Below are 4,568 nucleotides of genomic sequence, written 5' to 3'. Positions count from 1 at the left end.
GTTGAGAGTGGGGTAAAAATCAGTATTTTGTTTTGTCAGTCAAAAAACACAGCAAAACTACAAAATCACTAAGGAAAGTTTGACGGCTTATGCTAAACTACGCTTTTTATTAAGACAGGCAATAGGGTAACTATGGCAGGCAGTTTACTGATACTATTAGATGACATTGCAACCGTACTAGATGACGTGTCAATATTAACAAAGGTCGCCGCCAAAAAGACGGCAGGTGTGTTGGGCGATGATTTGGCATTAAACGCCCAGCAAGTAACAGGCGTGCGTGCCGACCGTGAGCTTGCGGTGGTGTGGGCGGTGGCAAAGGGGTCATTTGTCAATAAATGCATCCTTGTGCCGGCGGCTCTTGCCATCAGTGCGGTGGCGGCATGGCTGATTACGCCTTTACTCATGATTGGCGGGCTGTTTTTGTGCTATGAAGGCTCGGAGAAAGTCATTCATAAATTCGCCCCCAAGCTCTTACCCCATGACTTAGACGATGAAGACGCTCATCAGGCACGCCTAGAAGCCAACGCCAATGATGAAGATTTGGTGGCGTTGGAGCAGGATAAAATCAAAGGAGCAATTCGCACCGACTTTATTTTGTCGGCAGAGATTGTGGTTATCTCGCTTGGGGTGATGACGGCGACGACCTTTATGACCAAAGCCTTGGCACTATCTACTATCGCCATTTTGATGACGGTGGGGGTGTACGGACTGGTGGCGATGATTGTTAAAATGGACGATGTGGGTATGCATTGGGCGGCACAACCTGACCCTGCCAAACAAAAAATGGGCAATCTGCTCCTTGCCTTTGCTCCCAAACTCATGAAGTTTTTGTCTATTGCAGGTACGCTTGCCATGTTCTTGGTTGGTGGTGGGATTTTGGTGCATGGCGTGGACATGCTACATCATCAAGCTGAGCATTTGTCGCACTTGTCGGGCATGTTTGGCGGTCTGACCGAGACCATTTATAATGGCGTGGTGGGCTTTATCGCAGGCTGTCTTGTTGTGGCGTTGGTGGTGATGTTTAAAAAAGCCAAAGGCGGGCATTGAACCATTGGTTTGTTATCTTGTTTTGTAGTGTAAGTGGTGTGCCTGTCTGATGGTGTCCTAAAAATACGACGAAAAGGTCAGATCTTTCCTTTGCCATTGCCATTGCAAATACTAGAGGCAGGCATGTTTTAGATGGTTATTGATTTCAAAAAGTCATTACAGGCTAGTCAGTAGTGGTTTTTTGTTTGTAAATAGAGGTAGTTTTATCGCCAACTGGTAACATTTTCTTAATGTTACATCTGTAGAATGTTACATAGATTGGCATGAATCTTGCACTCATTGATAAATACAATCGTTGTTTGAGCGACGATTGTATTATTTTGTTATTTTATATCAAAATAAAACACAAAAGATTACGATAACTGTACTTTTTTATGGTGCCAATATTAAGCCTGATTTGGTGATTTGTGCTAAACTATAGGCAAGGTTTGTGTTATATCTTCAATTTTTTTATGACACCAGAAACAAGAATGGTTATTAATTCTCACAGGAGAGATTATGAAATTTACTAAAATTACCTTGTGCCTAGCCATGCTCGGTGCGATGTGTGGTGCAACCACAGCTCATGCTGTTCGCATTATCGATAAGGAAAATACCAAAGCTGTCGGTCATGTCAAATGGCATAAAGAGGCGAGTATAGATACAAACAGTGTTATTAATGCCAACGTTCCAGATAATGCCACCAACTTGGTTTTTATTCGTCAAGCTGACCTGGATCCGCTACAAACCAGTGCCAATATTGCTGTTAATGACCGTTTTCAGGTAAGTCTGCAACCAGGTAATCACAGCCAAGTTTATTCCTGTGCTGGCATTAATGTGCTAAGCTCAGATATTACCGGTGTCAAACACAACGACTTGTACATTAATAACCAAACGCACAACCTAGCCGGCGGTGCAACATACTACTTCTATCTAGAAGTGGATGAGCAGGGCAAATCTACTCTAAAACAGGTTGATAATGACAGTGCTAAAGCACTCTTAGAGAATACCAACCGTCAAGTACATCAAATCAGCCGTGTGGTACCAAACTGCCCAGCACCTGCCACGCCACCACCGCCAAAACCAGTTCCAGCTCCTATCGTTGAAACTCCAGCGAAGCAAACGCTTACTATTGAGCTTGAAGTGCTTTTTGATACCGACAAACACTTTGTCAAATCCAAGTACCACGAAGAGATTAAACGTGTTTCTGATTTTATGCAACAGCATCCACATGCTACTGTAGTTATTGAAGGTCATACCGACAGCCGTGCTAGTGAGGCTTATAACCAAGCTCTATCAGAGCGTCGTGCCAAGGCGGTTAAGGATGTATTGGTTAAGACCTATGGTGTTGACGAATCAGCTGTTACCACCGAAGGTCATGGAGAACTAAGACCACGTGCCACTAACGACACTGCTGAAGGTCGTCAGCTTAACCGTCGTGTGATGGCTGTGTTTACTTACTGATAACACCTTTCATTATATTCACTAAGGTTGGTGGTTAATAATACCTACCAACATAACTAGATAAAAAGAGAAGAATTATGGTACCAGTTACTGCAAAAAGTGTCACCATCAAGGTTTATAGCCATGTGGAGCAAATTAAAGAGTTGACCCTTGCCACACATGACGGTCAGCCCGATGTGATTAAAGCTGATAAAAATGTCAACTATGAGTTTTTTGACCACTCTATCGGACGTGCTCCCAACCACATCATTACCAAGCGTAAGGGCAAAGACCTGCACGTTTCTTTTGAGCGTGAAGGGCAAAATGACGACCTTATCATCGAAGGGTTCTTTGAGGATGAAGATAAGGCTCTTATCGGTGTTGCCGAAGATGGTCACTACTACTACTATATCCCTGATACCGGTGAGGTGGCAGATTATGTCACTCAGCTTCAAGACACTGACGTAGAAGGTCAGGCACTAGGTGGCGAGCATCACCTAACTCCACTATGGCTCATGTTGCCCACTGGTACTTTCCCATGGTGGCCACTACTTGGTTTGGGTGTGATTCCTTTTCTAGGTAAGGATGATGATAAACCTGCCCCGGCACCAGATAGTGTTATTTCTACCACTAACGATTCTGAAAGAGGCGATGGTGACAACCCCGTGCGTGTCAATGTACTGAAGAATGATGCGGATAATGCCGTACCAGAGACGTTGAGACTAATCGATCCAGAAGCTGGACGCCCAACAACTGAAAAAGTTGTTGTGTCAGGTCAAGGCACCTGGGAGATTGACCCGAAAGAACCAGGTGTGGTTATCTTTACCCCAGAGGAAGGTTATAATGGCAATCCAACACCCATTAACTATGTAGTTAAAAATAAAGAAGGTAAAGAGAGTCAGCCCACCCCAATTGTTATTATTTATGATGCACCAACCACGCCCGACACCAAACCAGGTACTCCAGGACAACCTGTGACCCAAAATGTCACAAACAATGACGGTGATGTAGACCCATCAACGGTAAAACTTGTTGACCCAAACAATCCTAACAACCCACCTAGTAACGAAGTTAAAGTACCAGGTCAAGGTACTTGGACTGTCGGCCCTAACCCAGGCGAAGTAACCTTCACTCCTGAAGATGGCTTTACTGGTGACCCAGACCCGATCAAATATGTGGTTAAAGATAAGGATGGTAAAGATTTGCCACCTACAAGCGTGGATGTAACATATCCGCCAGTTGACCCTGCAAACCCAAATCCAATCGCTACCACTCCTGATAGTAAATCAGGCTATAGAGGCGAACCCGTCACCCAAAACGTAACTGACAATGATAACAATGTTAAACCTGATACGGTTAAACTGGTTGATCCTATCACAGGTCATCCAACCGACAAGATTGTTGTGCCAAATGAAGGTACTTGGACTGTCGGTCCTAACCCAGGCGAAGTAACCTTTACTCCAGTACCTGAGCTTGGGGATAAAGACCCATCACCAATTAACTATATTGTTGAAAACGATAAAGAGCCAGGCACATTCTCTAAGCCAACACCGGTTAATATCACTTATCCTGAGATTGTCAAGCCCAAGGTTTCTATTACAGGTCTGACCAATGTTAATGAAGCAGTTGGCGAGGTTGAATACACCATCAGCCTAGACAAGCCTGCCAAAGAAGACATTACGGTTACTTATGTAACTAAAGCAGGTGCGAGCACCAATCCTGCCGAAGCTGCTGACCTAAAAGACGGCTTTGTTACCAAGACTGTTGTTATTAAAGCAGGCGAAACTTCTGCTACCGTTAAAGTGGGTATTGTCAACGATAATGAATATGAAGTTGCTGAGGATTACAACATTGCCATTACTAAAGTTGAGGGTAATGCAAGTATTGATGCAGCTAAGGATAATGTAACTACCACCATTCATGATGATGGCACAGGCACGCCTGATGGTCGTGATCCAAACAATCCGGACAACATCAATCCAAACGTGCCAAGCGATCCTGCTAAACCACCATTTAACCCAGCAGATCCAGACAACCCAGACAACAATCCTGATCCACGTCTGCCACCAGCCAATCCTGTGCCAGATGCGGATAATGAT

Annotated in this window: 3 protein-coding genes; all 3 read left to right on the top strand. The window is 44.3% G+C overall.

Features of this window, described 5'->3' with window-relative positions:
* Nucleotides 1–132 precede the first annotated feature (132 nt).
* A complete protein-coding gene (locus B5J93_RS12060) occupies nucleotides 133–1,047 on the top strand; it encodes a DUF808 domain-containing protein (RefSeq protein WP_079326599.1) in 915 nt (304 codons plus the stop codon).
* Nucleotides 1,048–1,545: 498 nt separating this feature from the next.
* Nucleotides 1,546–2,490 carry an OmpA family protein gene (locus B5J93_RS12055; RefSeq protein WP_079326598.1) on the top strand — a complete coding sequence of 315 codons (945 nt, stop codon included), beginning with the start codon at nucleotides 1,546–1,548 and terminating at the stop codon, nucleotides 2,488–2,490.
* Between the two features lie 77 nt (nucleotides 2,491–2,567).
* A partial coding sequence (locus B5J93_RS12050; protein WP_079326597.1) for a Calx-beta domain-containing protein occupies nucleotides 2,568–4,568 on the top strand: 2,001 nt, incomplete at its 3' end.

Origin of the sequence: Moraxella equi (assembly GCF_002027555.1) — a bacterium.
Taxonomy (GTDB): domain Bacteria; phylum Pseudomonadota; class Gammaproteobacteria; order Pseudomonadales; family Moraxellaceae; genus Moraxella; species Moraxella equi.
Note: the sequence above shows the minus strand (reverse complement) of the source record. Positions and strands in the feature narration are given on the sequence as shown.

What these genes read in the sequence shown, in the direction of transcription:
- B5J93_RS12055 (WP_079326598.1), top strand. Translation starts at nt 1,546, where the DNA reads ATGAAATTTACTAAAATTACCTTGTGCCTAGCCATGCTCGGTGCGATG.
- B5J93_RS12060 (WP_079326599.1), top strand. Translation starts at nt 133, where the DNA reads ATGGCAGGCAGTTTACTGATACTATTAGATGACATTGCAACCGTACTA.